A 21,956-nucleotide genomic window follows, 5' to 3' on the forward strand; every position below is an offset into this window, starting at 1 on the left:
CGGTACCTACCGGAGACTTTTGGGCTCGGGGAACCTCGCGCAACAGGCGCGGAGATTCCCTATCGTTTTGCGTCGTCGATCTTTTTGGCGGCCACGGCGTCGGCGTTGATCGCGCTCGGCGGGTGGCCGGCGTTCGCGCCCAGGCCGAGCGCGGCCAGCAGGTTGTCCACGGCCAGCTGCACCATCGCGCGGCGCGTGGCCTGGCTGGCGCTGCCGATATGCGGGGTAAGCACGATGTTGTGCAGGGCCAGCAATTCGGGGCGCACGGTCGGTTCGCCTTCGAACACGTCCAGCCCGGCGGCGGCCAGCCGGCCATGGGCCAGCGCATCGGCCAGGGCCAGTTCGTCAACGATCCCGCCCCGGGCGATGTTTACCAGGGTGGCGGTGGGCTTCATCTTCGCCAGTGCGGCGGCGTCGATGATGTGGTGCGAGGACGCGCTGTAAGGCAGTACCAGCACCAGGTGGTCGGCCTGGGCCAGCAGCGTGTCCAGCTCGACGTACTGCGCGGCCACCTCGGCTTCGGTCGCTTCGGGCAGTCGCGAGCGGTTGTGGTACAGCACGCGCATGCCGAAGCCGAGCGCGCCACGGCGGGCGATGCCCTGCCCGATCCGGCCCATGCCGAGGATGCCCAGCGTGCTGCCATGGATGTCGGCACCCAGCATGGTCTGGAACGACCACTGGCCCCACTGGCCGTCGCGCAGCCAGCGTTCGGATTCGGTGATGCGGCGCGCGGTGGCCATCAGCAACGCAAACCCGAGGTCTGCTGTGGTTTCGGTCAGCACATCCGGGGTGTTGCTGGCCAGGATGCCGGCCGCGCTGAGCGCATCCACATCCAGGTTGTTGTACCCCACGCCGACGTTGGCGATCGCGCGCAGCTCCGGCGCGTTGGCGATCTCGGCCGGACCGACGCGTTCGTTGAGGGTGATCAGCGCGCCGTCGACCTGGGCCAACTGTTCAGCCAGCATCGCGGGCGTGTAACGGGTGACCTCGTGGGTCATCGCGAGCTCGACATGCTGCCCGAGCTGTTCGATGACGTCATCGAACAGCGGTTGGCTGACCCAGACCCGGGGGCGCGTCTCAGCCATCGATGGACCCGGGAATGCGTGGCGTGATCTCGCCCACGTCACCGCACTGGGCGCGGTGGCGCAGCGCCTGGTCCATCAGCACCAGCGCCATCATCGCCTCGGCGATGGGGGTGGCACGGATGCCGACGCACGGATCGTGGCGGCCGGTGGTGATCACATCGACGGCCGCACCACTGGCATCCACCGTGGCACCGGGCAGGCGCAGGCTGGAGGTGGGCTTGAGCACGATCGAGGCGGTGACCTGCTGGCCGGTGGAAATACCGCCGAGGATGCCGCCTGCATGGTTGCTAGCGAAGCCTTCGGGGGTGATCAGGTCACGGTGTTCGGTGCCCTTCTGCGCGGCGCTGGCGAAGCCGTCGCCGATCTCCACGCCCTTGACCGCGTTGATGCTCATCAGCGCCGAAGCGAGTTCGCCATCGAGCTTGCCGTAGATCGGCTCGCCCCAGCCCGGCGGCACGCCATCGGCCACCACGTTGACCCGCGCGCCGACCGAATCGCCGGACTTGCGCAGCGCGTCCATGTAGCTTTCCAGCGCGGGGACCTGTTCGGCCACCGGCCAGAAGAACGGGTTGTCTTCCACCGCCGACCAGTCATGGCCGGTCGGGGTGATCTCGCCCAGCTGCGACAGGTAACCGCGCACGGTCACCCCGAAGCGCTGCAGCAGCCACTTCTTCGCGATTACGCCGGCGGCCACGCGCATGGTGGTTTCGCGCGCGGACGAGCGGCCGCCACCGCGCGGGTCGCGGATGCCGTACTTCTGCCAGTAGCTGTAGTCGGCATGCCCCGGGCGGAACTGCAGGGCGATGGTGCTGTAATCCTTGCTGCGCTGGTCGGTGTTGCGGATCAGCAGCGCAATGGGCGTACCGGTGGTGCGGCCTTCGTACACGCCCGAAAGGATCTCGACCTCATCGGCTTCGCGCCGCGCCGAGGTGTGCCGGCTCTTGCCGGTGGCGCGACGCTGCAGGTCGTGGGCAAATTCGTCGGCACTGATCTCCAGCCCCGGCGGGCAGCCGTCGATCACGCAGCCGATTGCCGGGCCGTGCGATTCGCCGAAGGTGGTGACCGAAAGCAGCTTGCCGAAGGTATTACTGGACATGGGATACCGCAGGACGTGGGAAGGCGGCACGCAGCACGCGCGGCAGGTGGCGGACGGCAACGATGGCCGGCAGCAGGGTGAAGCTGAGGATGAAGACCGGGCGGCCCCAGCCGTCACGCCAGGCGGCAGGGTCGCTGGCGATGCTCGATGCAACGGTGGCCACCGCCACCACCAGGCCCAGCGCCAGCGCCGCGAACAGGCCGCGCGACAACAGGCGGCGGCGCTGCAGAAGCGCGCCATCCACCAGCACGGCAGCGACCACGCCCAGGCCGCCGAGCAGGCCGGCCGCACCGTAGGCGAAACCCTTGAGGTGGTACCAGAGCTGCTCGGCGGGTTCGGCGGCGTAGCGGCAATGCAGGCTGTCACCCACGTGGCAGGCAATACCGCTCTGCAGGGACATCACCACAATGACGGCGGCAAACGGCAGCAGCACGGCCAACGGCCCCAGCAGGGCCAGTTCGGCCCAGCGGGTACGTACGGCGCGGGCCGGACTATCGGGCATTGGCCAGCTCGGTGATGCGGGCGCTGTGGGCGATCAGCTCGCGGCACTCGACCGCGAAGATGCCCATCTGGCCGACCTTGAATTCAACCCACGCAAAATCGACTTCCGGCAGCAGCTTGACCAGGTGCTGTTCGGATTCGCCCACTTCGCAGATCAGCAGGCCGTCTTCGCTCAGGTGCAGCGGGGCGTCGCGCAGGATCTTCAGCACCAGGTCCAGGCCGTCATCGCCGGCACGCAGGCCCATTTCCGGCTCGTACGAGTATTCCTTCGGCAGTGCGTCGGTTTCGTCGTTGGTGACGTACGGCGGGTTGGTCACGATCAGGTCGTAGTGGCGGCCGGTGAGGCCGTTGAACAGGTCCGACTTGAGCAGGGTGACATTGTGCGCCTGCAGGCGCTCCTTGTTCTCTACGGCCAACGACAGGGCCTCATCGCTGAGGTCAACGCCGTCCACTTCCCAGTTCGGGTAGTAGTGACCCATCGCAATGGCGATGCAGCCCGAGCCGGTGCACAGGTCGAGCGCGCGGTGCACGTCACGGCCGGCCAGCCACGGCTCGAAGCCGGTTTCGATCAGTTCGGCGATCGGCGAACGCGGCACCAGGGCACGGCGGTCGCTCTTGAAGCTCAGCCCGGCAAACCACGCTTCGCCGGTGAGGTAGGCGGCAGGCAGCTGCTCGTCGATGCGGCGCTCGAACAGGGCCAGCACCTCGGCCTTCTCCGGGGTGGTCACCCGGGCCGCGCCATAGGCCGGGCCCAGGTCGTGCGGCAGGTGCAGCGCGTGCAGGACCAGCTGGGTGGCCTCGTCCAGGGCGTTGTCGTAGCTGTGCCCGAAGGTCAGCCCGGCGGCGTTGAAACGGCTGGTGCCGTAGCGGATCAGGTCGATGATCGTGTGGAGTTCGGCGGCCGTTTCGGCAGTCATGGCAAGGCAACAGACAAAGTGGCCCCAGATTATAGGCGCTGCGGCGCAGCACGGCATCCGTTGCACCCGAAACGGAAACCGCCGCCCCCCATCCCCTATCATGGAGTCCCCTTCGGGTACGGGCCTTTCATGTTCAATCGCAATGTCGGCATCATCCTGCTCATCGCGCTGGCCGCCGGGCTCGGCCTGGTCGTTGCCCAGAAGGTGTTCGCGCCCTCGCCGGCCGGCAACCGCCCGGCCACCGAATCGATCACGTTCTATCCGCAGCCGCGCGCGCTGCCGGACTTCAACCTTGGCCAGTCCGACGGCACCCGGCTGATTCCCGGCGAGCTCAAGGGCCACTGGACCCTGGTGTTCCTGGGCTTCCTGTCCTGCCCCGACATCTGCCCGACCACGCTGGCCGACCTGGCCCAGGCCCAGAAACAGTGGGAAACCCTGCCCGAGAGCCTGCGCCCGCGGCTGGTGTTCGTCTCGGTGGACCCCGAGCGCGACACGCCGGCGCGGCTGGGCGAATACGTGCATGCCTTCCACAAGGACACCCTGGCCGCCACCGCCGACGTGCCCTCGCTGGAGCGCTTCGCCACCGCGCTGGGCTTCGTGTTCCAGAAGGTGCCGGGCAAGGACTTCGATGAGAACCCCCAGGATTACACCCTGGAACACTCGGCCAGCCTGGCCGTGCTGGACCCGGACGGCAAGCTGGCCGGCCTGATCCGCCCCCCTTTCAACCCGCAGGCCATTGCCCGCGACCTGAACCTGTTGACCGAGAAATCCGCCCCATGAGCCTGACGACCACGCTGAGCTACGCCCTGCCCCACCGCCTGCTGTCGTCGATGGCGCGGCGCCTGGCGTATTCCAGCAACCCGCGGATCTCGCGCTGGCTGATCGACACGGTGACCGAGAAATTCGGGGTGAACCTGGCCGAGGCCGCCAACCCGGACCCGCGCAGCTACCCCACCTTCAACCAGTTCTTCACCCGCGCGTTGAAGCCCGGCGCGCGCGTGCCCGACGCTGGTGCCCGCACCCTGGTAATGCCGGCCGACGGCCGGATCAGCCAGCTGGGCGCCATTGAGGACGGCCGCATCTTCCAGGCCAAGGGCCAGTCGTTCACTGCCGCCGAGCTGTTGGGCGATGCGTCCGATGCCGAGGTGTTCCACCACGGCCTGTTCGCTACCGTGTACCTGTCGCCGAAGGACTACCACCGCGTGCACATGCCGTGGACCGGCACCCTGCGCGAAACCGTGCACGTGCCCGGCCGTCTGTTCAGCGTGGGTCCGGCGGCAGTGAACAAGGTCCCGGGTCTGTTCGCCCGCAACGAGCGGCTGGTCTGCCACTTCGATACCGACTTCGGCCCGATGGTGCAGGTGATGGTAGGCGCGCTGCTGGTGTCGGGCGTGGAAACCGTGTGGGGCGGCGAAGAGATTCCGGCCTATGGCGACACCATCACCCGCAAGGATTACCGCGGCAAGGGCATCACCCTGGAGCGTTTCGCCGAAATGGCACGCTTCAATTACGGCTCGACGGTGATCGTGCTGCTGCCGCCGGGCGTGGCCGATTTCGCCCCGCACCTGGAGGCCGAACATGCCGTCCAGCTCGGCCAGGCATTGGCCACCCTTCGTTGAAGAGCGGACACGCATGGCGTGTCAAAGCCATGAGCCTGCGCACGTAAAGGCGCAATAAAGAAACGCCCCGCATCCACGGGGCGTTCTGTCGTCAGGCGTTGCCCGGATCGTGCGCGAACTCGACGGGCCCTACATCCATCCCGTCGTAATCCTCGACCCCGTTGGCTTCGGCCAGCGCCTGGAGCTCGTGGTTGCGCTTGTCCAGCGACGCTTCGCTGTGGGTCTCCACCCGCTCCACGTGCAGGACGTGGTACGCCGCTTCGCCTTCTTCCAGCTCCGGCTCGAACACTTCGACCACGGTGTAGCCTTCCCCTTCCAGCACCCTGGCCAGCCCGTGCAGCGGCTCCGGCGTGGTGTTGACGAAGAAGTACCCCCACACCAGCGGACCGTTGAGGTCCCAGTCGGTGTTTTCCCGGATGTTGGCGAACATCTCGTTGATTGCGGTGATATCCATCAGTGTTTCCCGTAGTTATTTACCGCAGCCCTGCAGCCTGATCGACTGGCCCTGGCGCAGTGCATACGCAGGCGCCTTGAGCCCATTGGCCTTCGCCAGCTCACGCACATCGCAATCGAATTTGTCGGCGATCCGGCCCAGGGTCTCGCCCTTGCCCACCTTGTGGCTGCGCACCGGCTTGGCCTTCGGCTTGGGCGCCGGCACTGCCACCGGTGCAGCCGGCGCCGTCGCCACCGGCGTACTGGCCTGCAGGCCGGCCACCGGCACTACGCTGCCCACTGCGACGTTGCCGGTGTAGCTGGCCACGGTCGGGCGCACGATGGCCGCATTGAGATCGGCGGTGATCAACGTACGCGCCAGGTCCGCGCGCGGGCCGCTGACGCAGTAACGGTTGTACAGCCCGGCAATGCGGGTGGTGGCGTTGATGAGCGTGCCGGCCGGAATCCAGCCGTCGGCTTCATAACGCGGGTTGAGGTTGCGCAGCGCGCGCATGTAGCCGTCGCGGGTGCCGGTGCTGCCCAGGCAGATGGTCAGCTCATAGATGGTGGTGGACTTGGCCAGGCGGATCGTGGCCGGCTGCGCACTGACCTTGGGGAAGTCCACGCCGTACTGCTGGGGGTGCAGGAAGATCCACGCCGCGGCGATCACCATCGGCACGTAATCCTTGGTTTCGGCCGGGAACTGGTTGTAGACGTTGTCCACCCAGAAGCTCTGCCCCACGTTCTGTCGATACACCCGCCCGGCACGGCCTTCGCCACCGTTGTAGCCGGCCAGCGACAGTTCCACGTTGTTGTTGAGCTCGCGCATGCGCTCGTTGAGGTAGCTGGCACTGGCCTCAGCGGCGCTGCGCGCGTCGAAGCGGGTGTCGAAGCCGGTACCGTCCGGGCCCAGCCCGAAGCGACGGCCGGTGGCCGGCATGAACTGCATCAGCCCGGCGGCGCCGGCGCGCGAAGAGGCGTGCACGCGGCCGTTGGATTCCTTGGCCATGATCCCGAACAGCAGCGCCTCGGGCAGGCCGCGCTTCTCCCACTCCGGCCACATCACCGCGCGCAGGGTCTGGTAGTTCTCGTAGGTGTTCATCAACGCCGGGCGCATGTCGGTCAGCCAACGGCGGATGCCGGCCTGCACGGCCGGGTTGTATTCGACCATGTTGTCGAAGGCATGGCGCTTGTCGTTGAGCAGCGCGGCCGCGCGCGCGGCTTCGGGCACGTCGGCGGTCAGCGGGCCCACGTGGTCCGGGTCGGCTTCGAGCAGGCCGCCGTCGACGACGATCGCGTCGCTGTCATCGCCATCGCGCGCGTCAGCGTTGTTCTTGAGCAGGCGCTTGTAGGTCACCAGCAGGTTGCTGACCTGGCAGCCCTTCTGGGCCACGCAGGCGCTGATCACGTCCTCCATGTCCTCCAGCGCGGCATCGCCTTCATTCTTGCCCTTGGGGTCGGCGTTGTTGACCAGCACCAGCGCATCGGCATAGCGCTTCTCGGCCGCAGCCATGCGCTGCTCCAGGGCCTCGATCTTGACCTTGTCGCGGGCAGAGACCCGCTGGGCATGGGCCTCGGGCACGAACGACAGGAGGGAAGCGAGTGCCAACAACGGCCAACCACGGGAAAGCAGGACAGGAACGGGCATTTTTGGCACTGTGGGCGAAAGACAGGGCAGAGTAGCCGCGCCACTCGTATCGGAGCAACCCGGTCAGGTGGCCGATACCCGGCGACGTTTAGAATCCTGCCCATTCACATAGCCCGTCCACAGAGCGAGTTGACCATGGATCCGATCCTGCTCGGCAAAGGCATCACCGACGATGTCCCCGTCACCCTGCAACCGAAACTGGGCAACCGCCATGGCCTCGTGGCCGGCGCGACCGGCACGGGCAAGACCGTGACCCTGATGACCCTGGCCGAAGGCTTCTCGCGCATCGGCGTGCCGGTGTTTCTCGCCGACGTGAAGGGCGACGTCTCCGGCCTCGCCGTGCCCGGCACCGGTGTGGAGGCCCTCTTGCAGCGCGCGAAGGACATCGGTATTGCCGACTACGCGCCGGCCGGCAGCCCTGCGATCTTCTGGGACCTGTACGGCAAGCTGGGTCACCCGGTGCGCACCACCGTGAGCGAAATGGGCCCGACCCTGCTGGCGCGCATCCTGGAGCTCAACGACACCCAGTCCGGGGTGCTGGATATCGTGTTCAAGCTGGCCGACGACCGCGGCCTGCTGCTGCTCGACCTGGACGACCTGCGCGCCCTGCTCGGCCTGGTGGCCGACGAACGCAAGGACATCTCCACCGAGTACGGGCTGGTCAGCGCGCAGACCGTGGCGGCCATCCAGCGCTCGCTGCTGCGGCTGTCGCAGGACGGCGGCGAATCCTTCTTTGGCGAGCCGGCGCTGGAGCTGGCGGACCTGATGCGGGTCAATCACGACGGCCGTGGCGTGATCGGCATCCTGGCAGCCGACCAGCTGGTGCTCAAGCCGCGCCTGTACTCGACCTTCCTGTTGTGGCTGCTGTCGGAGCTGTTCGAAACGCTGCCCGAGGTGGGTGACCTGGACAAGCCCAAGCTGGTCTTCATCTTCGACGAGGCGCACCTGCTGTTCGACGACGCGCCGGCCGCGCTGGTGCAGCGCATCGAGCAGGTGGTGCGGCTGATCCGCTCCAAGGGCGTGGGCGTGTACTTCTGCTCGCAGTTCCCCGACGACGTACCAGCCAACATCCTGGGCCAGCTCGGCAACCGGGTGCAGCACGCGCTGCGTGCGTTCACCCCGCGCGACCAGAAGGCGGTGAGGATCGCCGCCGAAACCTTCGTACCCAACCCGAAACTGGACGTGGCGGCAGCCCTCTCCCAGCTGGGCACCGGCGACGCGCTGGTGTCCACGCTGCAGGACAAGGGCATTCCCTCGCCCGTGCAGCAGACCCAGATCGCCCCGCCGCGTTGCCGGATGGGCGCGATCACGGAGGCCGAACGCGCGCAGGTGCGTGCCGGCAGCCCGGTCGGCAGCCGCTACGACACCGCAGTGAACCGCGAATCGGCAGCGGAGCTGCTGGCCCAGCGCGCGGCCAAGGCGGTGGAACAGCCCGACGCGCCCAAGGCGCGTACCCGCGAGCAGGATGAGCAGCAGGAAGGCGGCTTCGGCCAGTCGATCAAGGATGCGATCTTCGGCACCCGGCGCCGCCAGGGCATGATCGAAACGATGGCCAAGCAGACCACCCGCACCGTGGGCACCAAGCTGGGCAACCAGATCGTGCGCGGCATCCTGGGCGGCATTTTCGGCGGCAAGCGCTGACGATGTCGCGTTGGCGTCCGCCTGCGGAAAAGAGCACGGCCCTGATCACCGCACAGGGCCACCAGCGCTTGAAGAGCGAGCTGGATGAGCTGTGGCGCGTGCGCCGGCCGGAAGTGGTCAAGGCGTTGGCCGCGGCCGCGGCGGAAGGCGATCGCTCGGAGAATGCCGAGTACACCTACCGAAAGAAGCAGCTGGGCGAGATTGACCGGCGCGTGCGTTACCTGACCAAACGGCTGGAGTCGCTGCGGGTGGTGGATACCGTGCCGACCGACCCGCAGGCGGTGTTTTTTGGCGCGTGGGTGGAGCTGGAGAACGTCGACAGCGGCGATGTCAGCCGGTATCGCATCGTGGGGCCGGACGAGACCGATGCGGGCGCCGGGTGGATCAGCATCGATTCGCCGTTGGCGCGCGCGTTGCTGAAGAAGCGCGTGGATGATGAGTTCGAGGTGGAGTTGCCGAGCGGGCGGACGGGGTTTGCGATCCTGGCAGTGGAGTATCCGGTCGGGTGAGACATTACGCCGTTCGTTGCAACGCGTTACCGGGCGTTGAACCACTATCGGCGGTTTTTTGGGAACCAACCCTACCAGAGCGTGCGCAGCGTGCATCGCATCGCACGCGCCGACCGGGCATGCGCGGTAGGGTCGCATCCCAATCGACTGCAGTGAACCGCGCCGCGTTCGGTGATGGCATGAACGTCGGCGTAGAGGGCATTTGACGTTGATTGCAATGGGTTACCGGGCGGGGGCCGGATACTCCCTGCCCGCCCTTGCTGGGCGGAAATACTCCACCTGCTGGTAAAACGCCTCTCCCTGATCGCCCTGCCAGCCTGGAATGCCCATCAAGGGCAGCGGGCGCAGCTCCAAAGGATCATTGAGCACGTCGGCACGCGCGATCGCCTGCGCTACCTGCTCCAGCGCCTGCGTGTCATCCGCGCCCTGCACCACCAAACACTTCCCCACCAGCAATCGCGACGGCAGCAACGCCTGCTCCATCAACGCGTGACCGAACACGGCAGACACGGCGATGCTGCCGTTGCGCCAGTGCGTTGCGCCTTCGACAAACAGCGCACTCCAGTCGTGCCGATCCCATGCCTGCAACAACGACGCATCGCGCACCCGCACGATCACACCGGTTTCGTCGAACTGGGTCAACGCGGCCTGCGCGCGCGTGCGCTGCCCGCGCGGGTTGCGCTTGATGTCCTGGCACTGGCGTGCATTGAGCACGCTCTTCAATGCCGGGTAACGCGCCCACACCAGCGCATTGAACAGGTCATGCCAGTTGCACGGGCGCGTGGCGATCTGCCCGCGTGCGATGCGCTGCTCGTAGTGCAGGCCATCGGCCAGCAGGGCATCGTTCTGTTCGACCAGCTGTTTGCCCGGCACGCGCAGGCGTTGGTCCAGCGCACCGATATCCGGCCACTCTGCAGCACCCATCAGGTCCTGGTAGGCGCCGAACGCAGCAAACAGCGGATGGGCGAAGCACGCACGATCCACGCCCGCGCGCGCCGGCGCGATGAAACGCCGGCGGCCGACCGCCCCGGGGGCGGCCGCGCCGGTCACAGCACCTTGAGGTCGAGCAGCTTCTTTGCCGCGCTCTCGTCGATCAACGCGTCGCCGTAGAGGTCGTGGTCGTCGCTCTCGGTGATTTCCACGTCCACGAACTGGCCCACGCGCAGCCTGGCTTCATCGGCGTTCTGGATATGCACCAGGCCGTCGATCTCCGGCGCATCGGCCTTGGAACGGGCCACGGCGATGCCGTCTTCGATCGCATCGACCAGGCACTGCTGCACCGTGCCGATCTTGGCTTCCAGGCGTGCAGCGGAAATTTCGGCCTGGCGGGCCATGAAGCGGGCCAGGCGCTCCTGCTTCACTTCTTCGGGCACCGCGCCGGGCAGGTCGTTGGCGGTGGCGCCGGTCACCGGCGAGTAGGCGAACGCGCCCACGCGATCCAGCTGCGCCTCATCCAGGAACGACAGCAGCTCCTCGAACTCGGCCTCGGTCTCGCCCGGGAAGCCGACGATGAAGGTCGAGCGCACGGTGATGTCCGGGCACAGCTGCCGCCAGCGCTGCACGCGCTCCAGGGTCTTGTCGACCGCCCCGGGCCGCTTCATCAGCTTGAGGATGCGCGGGCTGGCGTGCTGGAACGGAATGTCCAGGTACGGCAGGATCCGGTTCTCGGCCATCAGCGGGACCACGTCGTCCACATGCGGGTACGGGTACACGTAGTGCATGCGGGTCCAGGCATCGAGCTCGGACAAGCCTTCGCACAGCGATTTCATGCGGGTCTGGTAGGCCTTGTCGCGCCACATGCGCTCGGCGTACTTGACGTCCACGCCATAGGCCGAGGTGTCCTGCGACACCACCAGCAGTTCCTTCACGCCGCCACGCACCAGCCGCTCGGCTTCACGCAGCACCTCATCGACCGGGCGCGAGACCAGCTTGCCGCGCATCGAGGGAATGATGCAGAAGCTGCAATGGTGGTTGCAGCCTTCGGAAATCTTCAGGTAGGCGTAGTGGCGCGGGGTCAGCTTGATCCCGTAGTCCGGGACCAGGTCCACGAACGGGTCATGCTTGGGCGGCAGCGCGGCGTGCACCGCCTCCATCACGCTGGTGTAGTCCTGCGGGCCGGACACCGCCAGCACGTCCGGATACGCCTTGCGGATCTCTTCCGGGCGCTTGCCCAGGCAGCCGGTGACGATCACCTTGCCGTTGGCGTTCATCGCCTCGCCGATCGCGTCCAGCGACTCGGTCACCGCAGAATCGATGAAACCGCAGGTGTTGACCACCACCACGTCGGCCGAATCGTAGGAAGGAACGATGTCGTAACCCTCTGCCCGCAGCTGGGTGAGGATGCGCTCGGAATCGACGAGGGCCTTCGGGCAGCCAAGGCTGACGAAGCCGACTTTGGGGTTCAGCTGGGACATGGATCGCGGGACTCTGATGGCCTGGGCCCACGCCGGAATGGCGCGGGGACCTGGGGCCGGAAACGGCGGCAAGTATACCGGCGTTGGGCTGAGGGACAGAATTCCTGCGACGGGATGACAACCTGAATGCGTTATCAGGTTCTATTTCAGTCCTCGTTGGTCGGCGGCCTCACCTGATCGGGCTTCCCCACCGTCACGGAGCCGGAACCGGACCCGCCTCCGCCACCTGCAACCGGTCCACCGCCGTCGCCCCGGCCGGCCCCGGGATTTCCATTTCCGCTGCCGATGCCTCCTCCACCTGTCGAGGGCGTGGTCTCTTGCGGCCTGAAATTCTCACCAACGTAGCCTGAGACAGTCCTGCGATAGTCCACACACCCTTGCGCATTACAGACGACCAGAACGTCCCCCGTGCGCGGCACATAGTCGGTAAGCGGGCCAATACTGAGACGCAATTGAGACTCATAGTGCAGGAGGAATGCTTTCGTCCCTACGTCCGGCGCAGGCCTGCCCAAACCGCAGTTGTTACATTCCACGGTACCGAGAAGTCGTGAGCCATCTGCAGTGGCGACGCATAGCCCCCATCCAAGCCCGGCCACGACCACGACTCCTGCCGTCACAATCTTCCACTTCATTTCAGTTTTCCTCCCTCACAACAGGTTCGATAAAGGTCGCGAGCAATCTCCCTGGAACGCACCTTTTGTGCCGGTGTGAGCTCGCGTTCGTAGGAGCCAATCAGATGATCCAACCCGGGTATCGGATACATCCTCTGCGCGACAAGAGCGTAGGCATGCTGAAGGCAGGCATCCTTGTCGACGTACACACCAGCGCCGTACGCACTCGACAGCTCCAGCATTGCGTCCTGGCTTCCAGCACGGGACGCAGTCTCGAGATACCCCCGGGCGCGTTGCCGCCACTCAGCGACCCGCTCCGGCGCCTGGTACGCGACAGCGTCGTTGTCGCCAAGAACGTAGGCAGGATCGTTTGGATAGTTGAGCATTGCCTCAATGCTTCCCTGGTCTGCAGCAAGCGTCAGCCAGTCGCGTGTCATCCACGACGGCGTTTCAAACAGGGCGGTGCACTCGGTCATCCGTCGCAGGACGTCGCCATTGTCCGAAGATGCACGAGGTGGTCCGCCGAGCGCCCGGCGGCAATCGAGAACAGCGAGAAAGATGCTGAACGTTGCCACTGCGTCTCCCGCATCCGATGCAGGTAAAAGTGACTGGACGAACTCCAGCGCGTCTCCTGCTGGCCTCAGCGGGCTTGTACGGTTCACACGGAACGCCCTTCCACCCAGTTCAGTTTTGACCGTTTCGTCGAGGACCCAATGTTGGCGGGCGGCCTGCAAGACAACTGAATCGGATAGGCCAAGGGTGACGGGCGGGCCTTCCACAGAGCTCCTCTCGCGAACGTGGCCATCGGGAGAAGGAGCGGACCGTATACGCATGACCACGGTGGGGATCGCCAACAGCAAGACCGCACATGCAAAAATCCTGGGAGACAAAGCGAAAATCCACGTGTTGCGCGAACCCGCGCCGAAGAACTTCATATTTCGGCACGCAGCGACTTGAGGTCATCGGCATTGGCCTTGGTCCCATGTCGGGCAACTGCGCCTTGAAGCCCCGCCAATTACTGACACCCCGATAACCCCCGCCGCGAGGATAATGCTGCCCTGAACCAACAGGAGTCTGGCAATGGGTGAGTGGGTCACGCTTGATACGCATTACGGTCCTGTCCGTGCCTGGCAGGCCAGGCCGGACGCCAAGCCGCGCGGGGGCCTGGTGGTCATCCAGGAGATCTTCGGTACCAACGCGCACATCCGCGAGGTGGCCGAAGGCTTCGCCGCAGAGGGTTACGACGTGCTGGCGCCCTCCTTCTTCGACCTGATCGACGGCACCGGGGCCGAAACCGATGCCCTGCCCTACGATCCGGACGGGGTGAAGCAGGGGTTGGAACACGTCAATGCACTGGGGGTGGAGAAGGCGCTGGAAGTGGTCCGCGCGGCCGCCTCCCGGCTGGCGCCGGCCGGCAAGGTCGGCACGGTGGGCTACTGCTGGGGTGGCAGCATCGCCCTGCTCTCGGCATTGCGCCTGGGCCTGCCCTCGGTGAGCTACTACGGCGCGCGCAACGTGCAGTTCCTGGATGAGACGCCCAAGGCACCGGTCATGTTCCACTTCGGGGCGCAGGACAAGAGCATCCCGCCGGAAGCCATCGCGGCCCACCGCGAGAAGCTGCCCAAGATGCAGACCTTCGTGTATCCGGCCGACCATGCCTTTAACCGGAGCGTCGGACATGCGTATGATCCGGACAGCGCCGCATTGGCGCTGACACGCACCCTGGACTTCTTTTCGGAGCATCTTGGATGAGCGATTTTGAACTGGATTCACGCCTGGCCGCCAACAGTGTGCTGGTGGACCAAGGCCCGCTGTCGCAAGTGCGGTTGATGAACGACGAACGTTTCCCCTGGCTGGTGCTGGTGCCGCGCGTGACCGGCATCACTGAATGGCTGGAGCTTGACGGCCACCAGCAGGACCAGCTGCGCACCGAATTGAATCGATGCTGCAAGGCGCTCAAGGGCACAGACGGGGTCCAGAAGATCAACTTCGCCACGCTGGGCAACATCGTGCCGCAGCTGCACTTCCATGTCGTTGGCCGGCATGTCGGCGATCCGGCGTGGCCGGCACCGGTGTGGGGCCACGGCCAGGCCCATCCGTTCGATGAGGCCGTGCTGCAGGAGCGTGTCGCGATGTGGAAGGAACGGCTAGGATATTCGCCCCAGCCCTAAGCGGACCCTGCCCCTGATGCGCTCCAACCTCGTCGCCGCCATCGTCCTGATCCTCGTCGGCCTGTTCCTGCTCGCCAGCAACCTGGGCTGGACCAACATGAACATGGGTCGCCTGATCCTTACCTGGTGGCCGGTGATCCTGGTGGCAGTGGGAATCGGGTTGTTGTTCGGACGCGGGAAATAGGCCCCCCAAAAAAAAGCGCGGAGCGATCCGCGCTTTTTTATTGCCCGCCAAGAGCAGCCGACCGCTTCAGGTCCGCGGCAGGGTGACGCCGGTCTGGCCCTGGTACTTGCCGCCGCGGTCCTTGTACGAGGTCTCGCAGACGTCGTCACTGTCAGCCTGGAAGAACAGCATCTGGGCCACGCCTTCGTTGGCGTAGATGCGCGCCGGCAGCGGCGTGGTATTGCTGAATTCCAGGGTCACGTGGCCTTCCCATTCCGGCTCCAGCGGGGTCACGTTGACGATGATGCCGCAGCGCGCGTAGGTGCTCTTGCCCAGGCACACCACCAGGGTGTCGCGCGGAATGCGGAAGTACTCCACGGTGCGCGCCAGCGCGAAGCTGTTGGGCGGGATGATGCACTCGTCGCCCACGATGTCCACGAAGCTGCCCGGGTCGAAGTGCTTGGGATCGACGATGGTGGAGTTGATGTTGGTGAACACCTTGAACTCGCGCGAGCATCGCACGTCGTAGCCGTAGCTGGACGTGCCATAGCTGACGATGCGCTGGCCGTTGGCCTGCTTGACCTGGCCGGCTTCGAACGGCTCGATCATGCCGTGCTGCTCGGACATGCGGCGGATCCAGCGGTCACTCTTGATGCTCATGGGGGGTCCTGGAAGCGGGAATGGACGATTCTAAAACGATCAAAGCAGCGAAGACAGGATCGGAATGCTGGCGCGCGGGCGCTTGGCCACTTCCTCCACCAGCCGTTCGGCGGCACGCAGGTAAGCCTGGGCGGCCGGCGAGTCCGGCGCGGCGGCAGTGATTGGAGTGCCGGCATCGCCCTGTTCGCGGATGCCGATATCCAGCGGCAGCGAGCCCAGCAGGGGCACGCCGTACTGCGCGGCCATGCGTTCGCCTCCGCCATCACCGAACAGGTGTTCGATGTGACCGCAGTTGCTGCAGGTATGCACCGCCATGTTCTCGACGATGCCCAGCACCGGCACCTCGACCTTTTCGAACATCTTCAGTGCCTTCTTCGCATCCAGCGTGGCGATGTCCTGCGGGGTGGTCACGATGACCGCGCCGGCCAGCGGAATCTTCTGGGTCAGGGTCAGCTGGATGTCGCCGGTGCCCGGCGGCAGGTCGATCAGCAGGTAGTCCAGGTCGTCCCAGAGGGTGTCGTTGAAGAACTGGGTCATGGCCGAGGTCGCCATCGGACCGCGCCAGATCATCGGCGTCTCGTCCTCGATCAGGTAGCCGATCGACATGGTTTCCACGCCGAACGCGCGCAGCGGCTCGATCGACTTGTTGTCCGGGCTTTCCGGGCGGCCGCTCAGGCCCAGCATCATCGGCACGCTGGGGCCGTAGATGTCGGCATCCAGCAGCCCCACCCGCGCGCCCAGGCGGGCCAGCGCCACGGCCAGGTTCACCGCCGTGGTGGATTTGCCCACCCCGCCCTTGCCTGACCCGACCGCAATGACGTTGCGGACGCGCGGATGAAGGGTCAGGCCCTTCTGCACCTGGCTGGCGTGGGGACGTCGAGAGGGGCTGGCACTCACTGCAGGAACTCCGGAAAAGCCGAATGGGACAGCCCGCCACTATACAGGGCGTCCCTGTACTGCCAGGCCGTTGTCCTGCCCTGTCCTGGCGCTGTCCCGGAACCGACTTTGACGTCACCCCGAAGCCAGGAACGGATTCCATGGTGCGGTGCGGCCAAAAAATGAACCGTGCATCCGTCACAGTACGGATGCAATGGTTTCATCATAAACCATTGTAATGTTGTTACTTTTCAATAACTTGAAAGGACAATGAGAACGAAAGTTCCCCTGTGCCTATCTTGTCTTTATGACCTCTTGATGAACAGTTGACAGGGCGCGTTAAGGCCGTGTTAACCTCGAATCATCAGCTCGCGAAGCTGGTGAACAGGGGGGCAGTCACTGCCAAGACCTGATCCGAGGGCACACGGAGACGCCTGCTGGTCCATGTCACCGGTGTTTGACGCAATCGATCGTTCCAAGGGGATCCAAAGATGATGAATCGCAAGTCGCTCAGCCGGAATCCGCTGAGCTTCGCCCTGGCCACCGCGATGGTGTTCGCGGCGTCGGCACCGGTGTTCGCACAGGACAACTCGTCGACCCAGACGGCCGAAGAAGCCGCCAAAGCCAAGACCACCACGAACTTCGACACCGTGACCGTCACCGGTTCGCGCATCAGCAAGGACACGTTCAACTCGGTGTCGCCGGTACAGGTCGTCACCCGCCAGGAATCGGTGCTGGCCGGCTTCAACTCGACTACGGACGTCCTGCAGAGCAACGCGGTCACTGCCGGCTCGTCGCAGATCAACAACGCGTATGGCGGCTACGTCACCGACGGCGGCCCGGGTGCCAACACCCTCGGCCTGCGCGGCCTCGGTCCGACCCGTACCCTGATCCTGCTGAACGGCCGCCGCGTGGCGCCGGCCGGCTCGCGTGGTGCAGTCGGCTCGGCCGACCTCAACGTGCTGCCGAACTCGATCGTGGACCGGATCGAAATCCTGAAGGACGGCGCGTCGTCGATTTACGGCTCCGACGCGGTGGCCGGCGTCATCAATATCATCACCAAGACCAAGGTCGACGGCGTTTCGTTCGAAGCCCAGCACAACGCCACCGACGGCGGCGGCGGTGACCAGCGCCGTTATTCGATCATGTTCGGCACCACCGGCGAGCGTTCGCACTTCTCCGGTTCGTATGAGTACTACACCCGCAACGACCTGAACCTGCGCGACCGCGACTGGACCCGTTGCGCCACCGACAAGTACCGCGACATCGACGCAGGCGACTACTGGGGCAGCGGCGACTTCATCGACCCGCTGACCGGCAAGTCCAAGTGCTACACGCTCGATGCCGGTGGCGTCACCATCAACACCATCGCCACCAACACCCGTACCGGCGTTGCCGCCCCGGGCGGTGCCGGCACGCGCTTCAACCGCTGGCGCCCGAATGCGGCCATCACCACCGGCCTGGTCGGCTATGAAGGCGTGGACACTTATACCCGCGATACCTTCGACGATGCGATGCTGAACCAGTCGCTGATCTCGCCGGCCAAGACCCACACCCTGTTCTTCCAGGGCGGCGTGGACATCGGCGTGCTGGGTGATGCCGAGCTGTATTACGAGTTCCTCGGCAACAAGCGCAAGTCCACCCAGACCGGCTACCGCCAGCTGTCACTGGACTACGCGGTGGGCAACCCGCTGATCCCGGCCAACCTCCGCGACAGCGTGGCCGGCCCGGCGACCAACCTGACCAACGGCCAGCCGATGGGCGTGCGCGCCTTCATCGGCTTCGGCAATGACCAGAGCAAGCAGAACGTCGACTACTACCGCTTCAATGCCGGCCTGCGTGGCAACCTGGGCTCGGAGTGGAAGTACGACTTCAACGTCATGCACTCGGACAACGATGCCGATTACACCTTCCAGAGCTTCCTGACCAGCCGCCTGGCACAGAGCCTGAACGTGGTGTCCAACGGCGCCGGTGGCTACTCGTGCGTTGACCCGTCCAACGGCTGCATTGCGGCCCCGCCGCTGAACACCAACACCATTGGTGGCAACCTGCCCTCCGACTGGAAAAACTGGGTGTTCGTGCCGGTCACCGGTAACACCAAGTACAAGGAAGACACGGTCAACTTCAACGTCAACGGCCCGTTGTTCGACATGCCGCAGGGCACCGCAGCCGGTGCATTCGGCGTGGAATACCGCAAGGCGAAGATCGACGACAGTCCGTCGCAGTACTCGATCGACGGCGACCTGTTCAACCTGACCTCGGCCGCCCCGACCCGCGGCAGCGACTCGGTGTTCGAAGCCTACGGCGAACTGGAACTGCCGCTGCTGTCGGGCGTCACCGCTGCCGAAGAACTGACGGTCAACCTGTCCGGCCGTTACACCGATTACAAGTCCTACGGCTCGGATGAGACCTATAAGATCGGTGGCCTCTGGACCCCGGTGAAGTGGCTCTCGTTCCGCGCGTCCTACGGCACGTCCTACCGCGCCCCGGCGCTGTACGAACAGTTCCTGGGTGGCACCACCGGCTTCCTGGGCAGCACCTCCGATCCCTGCAACGAGTATGGTGACCGCGACCCGTCGTCGCTGCGTTACCAGAACTGCGCCTCGCTCGGGCTGCCGCCGGACTTCACCGCCACCTCTGGCGTCACCGTGATCACCCAGGGGGGTGCGGACACCGGCCTGAAGGCGGAAACCTCCACGGCCAAGACTCTGGGCATGGTGCTGCAGCCCGAGTTCGGCAATGGCTTCGGTGATCTGTCCTTCGCTGTCGATTACTTCGACATCAAGGTCGAAAACGGCGTGCAGGACGCAGGCGGCGCCGGCATCCTGGCAGCGTGCTACGGCAGCTCCACCGCCGACTTCAGCGCCGGCAACGGCCTGTGCCGCCTGGTCGACCGCAACCCGCTGACCAACGCGCTGACGGTCACCAACGGCTTCATCAACGTCTCCACCGACAAGGTGCGCGGCCTGGACTTCACTCTGCGCTATGTCCGCGACATCGGCCCGGGTGAATTCCGCACCACCACCCAGTTCACCCACTACATCGAACAGTCCAGCAAGATCTTCCCGGACGATCCGCTGGTGAACTACGCGGGCATGCTGCGCAGCCCGAAGAACACCGCCACGATGGACCTGGCGTACAAGTGGAAGGAATGGCAGGTCCGCTACGGTATCGACTGGACCGACAAGATGGACAGCTACGCCTACTACGAAGAACGCAACCCGGGTCTGTTCGAGCCGGACACCTCGCCGTACAAGATCTACACCCCGAACTACTTCCTGCAGTCGTTCTCGGTGCAGTACGAAGCAGACAAGTGGTCGGCCACCGTCGGCGTGCGCAACCTGGCGGACAAGGAACCGCCGACCATTTCCCAGGGTGTGTACAACACCGTCGGCAACGCGTTGCTGTACAGCGGCTTCGATTACTGGGGCCGCCAGTACTTCGCAAACGTCACCTACTCGTTCTGATTCCGCTTCGCGAGCCGCCGCCCTTCGGGGCGGCGGTCTCGTTTCCGGCCCAGCTAAACCGCTGGTCGGCCCGCTCCATGAACAGAGGTCATCAATGAAACGGATTCTTCTGCTGGCCGCCCTGGCCAGTGCTTCCTCGCTGCTGCACGCCAAGCCGGTGGCACCGACCATCGAGCAGATGGCCGCCTTCCCGGCCATTTCCAGCCTTTCGCTCTCGCCCGATGGCAAGCACATCGCCGGCCTGCGCGCCAACGGCGAAGAGCGCGTCATCGTGGTCTGGGAAACCAACGCCCTGGACAAGGCGCCCACCGTCATCGGTGCCGGCCGCATGAAGTTCCAGAGCGTGAGTTTCATCAAGAACGGCCTGCTGGCCGTCACCCTGTGGCAGCCGTACGACCTGCGTACCGACCGGGTCAACAAGACCTTCATCAGCAAGTTCTTCATCACCGACATCGAAGGCAAGCAGTGGAAGGAGCCGATCAGCCCGGCGCGCGCCACCAGCCGCAATGAAGAACTGGAGCAGGCCCTGTCCAACTCCACCGTGCTCGATACCCTGCCCAGCGACCCGGACCACATCCTGGTGGTCAACGGCTCGGGCAGCAATTCCGGTGACGTGTACAAGGTCAACCTGCGCAGCTTCACCTCCCAGCGCATACAGAAAACCGAAGAGCGCGTGGCCGGTTATGTCACCGACCTCAACAGCGAACTGCGCGCGCGCCTGCGCCAGGACGTGGATGGCACCGGCGCATACATTGCTACCGAATTCCGCAACCCGGCCACCAATTCATGGGAGGAACACTTCCGCTCGCACGTGAAGGATCGGGACATCACCCAGGTGGTGGGTTTCGCCGACGACCCGAACATTGCCTTCATCCAGAGCAACGTGGGCCGCGACAAGACGGTCATCTACGAATACGACATCGCCGCGCGCAAGCAGAAGGAAGTGCTGTTCGAGCACAAGTTCTTCAATGCCGGCAACGTGGTAATGAACCGCTACAGGAACGTCGAGGGCGTCCCGTTCGGCGCGCTGCTCGGCGTGGGCTACAGCGGGCCGCGCGAAAACGAGATCCAGTGGACGGACCCGACCTTCAAGGCACTCGAACAGGGGCTGCGCCAGGCCCTGGGCATCCAGGCCAGCGAGGTCACCCTGGTCGATCCGGCTACCGGCCAGCGCGCCACCACCCAGCTTGATGGCGGCAGATCCATCCGCCTGCTGGACTACAGCGCCAACCTCAAGACGTTCCTGGTGGTGGTGTCGGGCCCGTCCGACCCGCCCACCTACTACCTGTTCAACAACGGCCAGCTGACCGAGTTGGCCAAGTCGTACCCGCAGATCGACCCGGCCGCGCTGGGCACGACCAGGCTGGTCTATTACAAGGCCCGTGACGGCCTGGACATCCCCGCTTTCCTGACCACGCCGAACACCGAACTGTGCGGCGCCGGTCCGTGGAAGGCTGTCGTCCACCCGCACGGCGGCCCGTGGGCGCGCGATGGCATGGACTTCGACGGTTCCATGTGGGTGCCACTGATGGCATCGCGCTGCATGGCGGTGCTGCGCCCGCAGTTCCGCGGCTCGGCCGACTGGAGCCGCAAGCTGTGGATGGCCGGCGATGCCGAGTGGGGCCAGAAGATGCAGGATGACAAGGATGATGGCGCCAAGTGGATGATCGACCAGAAGATCGCCCAGCCCGGCCACATCGCCATGTTCGGCTTCTCCTACGGCGGCTATTCGGCATTCGCCGCCTCGGTACGCCCCAACGGGCTGTACAAGTGCGCCATTGCCGGTGCCGGCGTGTCGGACATCAAGAAGATCTGGTCGCGGTTCTACACCAACCCGTTCTTCCGCCAGGCCCAGGCCAAGACGGTGGACGGCCTGAACCCGCTGGACAAGGCCGGCGAGATGAAAATCCCGCTGATGGTCTACCACGGCGACCGCGACCGCACCGTGCCGATCGAACAGTCCGAATGGTTCGTGGCCAAGGCAAAGAACTCCGGCCAGCCGGTGGAATACCACGCCATCGCCGACTACGCGCACGGCCCGGCCTGGACGCGCGCGATCATGGGCGACCAGCTGCGGCTGATCGATGATTACCTGGGCAAGGGGTGTGGTGGCGGCGGCCTGTAACCGCCGCTGGAGGGCACCCCA

The 21,956-nt window shown here is 65.5% G+C and carries 20 protein-coding genes; 9 read left to right on the plus strand and 11 right to left on the minus strand.

The window, feature by feature from the left end:
- Positions 1-59 precede the first annotated feature (59 nt).
- Genes ACGFZ3_RS10165 through prmB form a run of 4 tightly spaced genes read right to left on the minus strand, consistent with a single transcriptional unit; the run spans position 60 to position 3,599 of the window.
- Complete coding sequence (locus ACGFZ3_RS10165) at positions 60-1,085, minus strand: 2-hydroxyacid dehydrogenase (RefSeq protein ID WP_392920071.1); 1,026 nt, start codon at positions 1,083-1,085, stop codon at positions 60-62.
- Entirely contained in the window at positions 1,078-2,181 is a 1,104-nt protein-coding gene (gene aroC, locus ACGFZ3_RS10170) for a chorismate synthase (RefSeq protein WP_392920074.1), read from the minus strand. The genes ACGFZ3_RS10165 and aroC overlap by 8 nt, the downstream gene beginning before the upstream one ends.
- A complete protein-coding gene (locus ACGFZ3_RS10175; RefSeq protein WP_392920078.1) occupies positions 2,171-2,683 on the minus strand; it encodes a hypothetical protein in 513 nt (170 codons plus the stop codon). The genes aroC and ACGFZ3_RS10175 overlap by 11 nt, the downstream gene beginning before the upstream one ends.
- Positions 2,673-3,599, minus strand: a complete 927-nt coding sequence (gene prmB / locus ACGFZ3_RS10180; protein ID WP_392920081.1) for a 50S ribosomal protein L3 N(5)-glutamine methyltransferase — start codon at positions 3,597-3,599, stop codon at positions 2,673-2,675. Before prmB ends, ACGFZ3_RS10175 begins: the two co-directional genes overlap by 11 nt.
- Before the next feature lie 129 nt (positions 3,600-3,728).
- Here prmB and ACGFZ3_RS10185 point away from each other — a divergent pair, with 129 nt between their 5' ends.
- Together ACGFZ3_RS10185 and asd are read left to right on the plus strand one after the other, a co-directional pair.
- Positions 3,729-4,379, plus strand: coding sequence for an SCO family protein (locus ACGFZ3_RS10185; RefSeq protein ID WP_392920084.1), 651 nt, complete (start codon positions 3,729-3,731; stop codon positions 4,377-4,379).
- Positions 4,376-5,218, plus strand: a complete 843-nt coding sequence (gene asd / locus ACGFZ3_RS10190) for an archaetidylserine decarboxylase (protein ID WP_392920086.1) — start codon at positions 4,376-4,378, stop codon at positions 5,216-5,218. The genes ACGFZ3_RS10185 and asd overlap by 4 nt, the downstream gene beginning before the upstream one ends.
- 91 nt (positions 5,219-5,309) lie before the next feature.
- Here asd and ACGFZ3_RS10195 read toward each other — a convergent pair whose 3' ends face one another.
- Together ACGFZ3_RS10195 and ACGFZ3_RS10200 are read right to left on the minus strand one after the other, a co-directional pair.
- Positions 5,310-5,672 (minus strand): ribonuclease E inhibitor RraB, encoded by a 363-nt coding sequence (locus ACGFZ3_RS10195; RefSeq protein WP_392920089.1) that lies wholly within the window; start codon positions 5,670-5,672, stop codon positions 5,310-5,312.
- 15 nt (positions 5,673-5,687) lie between these two features.
- Positions 5,688-7,298: a transglycosylase SLT domain-containing protein gene (locus ACGFZ3_RS10200; protein WP_392920092.1), complete on the minus strand. Its 1,611-nt coding sequence runs from the start codon at positions 7,296-7,298 to the stop codon at positions 5,688-5,690.
- A gap of 135 nt (positions 7,299-7,433) precedes the next feature.
- On the opposite strand from ACGFZ3_RS10200, the gene ACGFZ3_RS10205 reads away from it, so the two are divergent.
- Positions 7,434-8,939, plus strand: coding sequence for a helicase HerA-like domain-containing protein (locus ACGFZ3_RS10205; protein ID WP_392920095.1), 1,506 nt, complete (start codon positions 7,434-7,436; stop codon positions 8,937-8,939).
- 2 nt (positions 8,940-8,941) lie between these two features.
- Complete coding sequence (gene greB / locus ACGFZ3_RS10210) at positions 8,942-9,448, plus strand: transcription elongation factor GreB (protein ID WP_184126510.1); 507 nt, start codon at positions 8,942-8,944, stop codon at positions 9,446-9,448.
- 222 nt (positions 9,449-9,670) lie between these two features.
- Here greB and ACGFZ3_RS10215 read toward each other — a convergent pair whose 3' ends face one another.
- The 3 genes from ACGFZ3_RS10215 to ACGFZ3_RS10225 form a co-directional block, all read right to left on the minus strand.
- Positions 9,671-10,498: a DUF3025 domain-containing protein gene (locus ACGFZ3_RS10215; RefSeq protein WP_392920097.1), complete on the minus strand. Its 828-nt coding sequence runs from the start codon at positions 10,496-10,498 to the stop codon at positions 9,671-9,673.
- Positions 10,495-11,862 carry a 30S ribosomal protein S12 methylthiotransferase RimO gene (rimO, locus tag ACGFZ3_RS10220; protein ID WP_392920100.1) on the minus strand — a complete coding sequence of 456 codons (1,368 nt, stop codon included), beginning with the start codon at positions 11,860-11,862 and terminating at the stop codon, positions 10,495-10,497. The genes ACGFZ3_RS10215 and rimO overlap by 4 nt, the downstream gene beginning before the upstream one ends.
- A 628-nt stretch (positions 11,863-12,490) precedes the next feature.
- Positions 12,491-13,252, minus strand: coding sequence for a hypothetical protein (locus ACGFZ3_RS10225; protein ID WP_392920103.1), 762 nt, complete (start codon positions 13,250-13,252; stop codon positions 12,491-12,493).
- Positions 13,253-13,553: 301 nt separating this feature from the next.
- Here ACGFZ3_RS10225 and ACGFZ3_RS10230 point away from each other — a divergent pair, with 301 nt between their 5' ends.
- From ACGFZ3_RS10230 to ACGFZ3_RS10240, 3 genes are read left to right on the plus strand one after another with little or no spacing between them, the layout of a single operon-like run.
- Positions 13,554-14,225: a dienelactone hydrolase family protein gene (locus ACGFZ3_RS10230; protein WP_392920106.1), complete on the plus strand. Its 672-nt coding sequence runs from the start codon at positions 13,554-13,556 to the stop codon at positions 14,223-14,225.
- Positions 14,222-14,644 (plus strand): HIT domain-containing protein, encoded by a 423-nt coding sequence (locus ACGFZ3_RS10235; protein ID WP_392920109.1) that lies wholly within the window; start codon positions 14,222-14,224, stop codon positions 14,642-14,644. Before ACGFZ3_RS10230 ends, ACGFZ3_RS10235 begins: the two co-directional genes overlap by 4 nt.
- 16 nt (positions 14,645-14,660) lie before the next feature.
- Positions 14,661-14,828 (plus strand): LiaI-LiaF-like domain-containing protein, encoded by a 168-nt coding sequence (locus ACGFZ3_RS10240; RefSeq protein ID WP_392920112.1) that lies wholly within the window; start codon positions 14,661-14,663, stop codon positions 14,826-14,828.
- Between the two features lie 66 nt (positions 14,829-14,894).
- Here the strand turns inward: ACGFZ3_RS10240 and dcd are convergent, their stop codons facing one another.
- Both dcd and apbC read right to left on the minus strand, forming a co-directional pair.
- Positions 14,895-15,467, minus strand: a complete 573-nt coding sequence (gene dcd / locus ACGFZ3_RS10245; RefSeq protein WP_070207643.1) for a dCTP deaminase — start codon at positions 15,465-15,467, stop codon at positions 14,895-14,897.
- 39 nt (positions 15,468-15,506) lie between these two features.
- Positions 15,507-16,364 (minus strand): iron-sulfur cluster carrier protein ApbC, encoded by an 858-nt coding sequence (gene apbC, locus ACGFZ3_RS10250; RefSeq protein WP_392920116.1) that lies wholly within the window; start codon positions 16,362-16,364, stop codon positions 15,507-15,509.
- A 470-nt stretch (positions 16,365-16,834) separates the two neighbouring features.
- On the opposite strand from apbC, the gene ACGFZ3_RS10255 reads away from it, so the two are divergent.
- Positions 16,835-19,810: a TonB-dependent receptor plug domain-containing protein gene (locus tag ACGFZ3_RS10255; protein WP_392920119.1), complete on the plus strand. Its 2,976-nt coding sequence runs from the start codon at positions 16,835-16,837 to the stop codon at positions 19,808-19,810.
- Between the two features lie 94 nt (positions 19,811-19,904).
- Positions 19,905-21,935, plus strand: coding sequence for an alpha/beta hydrolase family protein (locus ACGFZ3_RS10260; protein ID WP_392920122.1), 2,031 nt, complete (start codon positions 19,905-19,907; stop codon positions 21,933-21,935).
- Positions 21,936-21,956: the final 21 nt, after the last annotated feature.

The sequence above is a fragment of the Stenotrophomonas sp. NPDC047960 genome (genome assembly GCF_043204395.1).
Lineage (GTDB): Bacteria > Pseudomonadota > Gammaproteobacteria > Xanthomonadales > Xanthomonadaceae > Stenotrophomonas.

Coding starts and splice junctions, on each gene's coding strand:
- ACGFZ3_RS10260 (WP_392920122.1), top strand. CDS start 19,905: ATGAAACGGATTCTTCTGCTGGCCGCCCTGGCCAGTGCTTCCTCGCTG.
- ACGFZ3_RS10165 (WP_392920071.1), bottom strand. CDS start 1,085: ATGGCTGAGACGCGCCCCCGGGTCTGGGTCAGCCAACCGCTGTTCGAT.
- rimO (WP_392920100.1), bottom strand. CDS start 11,862: ATGTCCCAGCTGAACCCCAAAGTCGGCTTCGTCAGCCTTGGCTGCCCG.
- ACGFZ3_RS10185 (WP_392920084.1), top strand. CDS start 3,729: ATGTTCAATCGCAATGTCGGCATCATCCTGCTCATCGCGCTGGCCGCC.
- ACGFZ3_RS10205 (WP_392920095.1), top strand. CDS start 7,434: ATGGATCCGATCCTGCTCGGCAAAGGCATCACCGACGATGTCCCCGTC.
- aroC (WP_392920074.1), bottom strand. CDS start 2,181: ATGTCCAGTAATACCTTCGGCAAGCTGCTTTCGGTCACCACCTTCGGC.
- asd (WP_392920086.1), top strand. CDS start 4,376: ATGAGCCTGACGACCACGCTGAGCTACGCCCTGCCCCACCGCCTGCTG.
- ACGFZ3_RS10230 (WP_392920106.1), top strand. CDS start 13,554: ATGGGTGAGTGGGTCACGCTTGATACGCATTACGGTCCTGTCCGTGCC.
- ACGFZ3_RS10235 (WP_392920109.1), top strand. CDS start 14,222: ATGAGCGATTTTGAACTGGATTCACGCCTGGCCGCCAACAGTGTGCTG.
- ACGFZ3_RS10255 (WP_392920119.1), top strand. CDS start 16,835: ATGATGAATCGCAAGTCGCTCAGCCGGAATCCGCTGAGCTTCGCCCTG.
- ACGFZ3_RS10200 (WP_392920092.1), bottom strand. CDS start 7,298: ATGCCCGTTCCTGTCCTGCTTTCCCGTGGTTGGCCGTTGTTGGCACTC.
- ACGFZ3_RS10240 (WP_392920112.1), top strand. CDS start 14,661: ATGCGCTCCAACCTCGTCGCCGCCATCGTCCTGATCCTCGTCGGCCTG.
- prmB (WP_392920081.1), bottom strand. CDS start 3,599: ATGACTGCCGAAACGGCCGCCGAACTCCACACGATCATCGACCTGATC.
- ACGFZ3_RS10195 (WP_392920089.1), bottom strand. CDS start 5,672: ATGGATATCACCGCAATCAACGAGATGTTCGCCAACATCCGGGAAAAC.
- greB (WP_184126510.1), top strand. CDS start 8,942: ATGTCGCGTTGGCGTCCGCCTGCGGAAAAGAGCACGGCCCTGATCACC.
- dcd (WP_070207643.1), bottom strand. CDS start 15,467: ATGAGCATCAAGAGTGACCGCTGGATCCGCCGCATGTCCGAGCAGCAC.
- ACGFZ3_RS10175 (WP_392920078.1), bottom strand. CDS start 2,683: ATGCCCGATAGTCCGGCCCGCGCCGTACGTACCCGCTGGGCCGAACTG.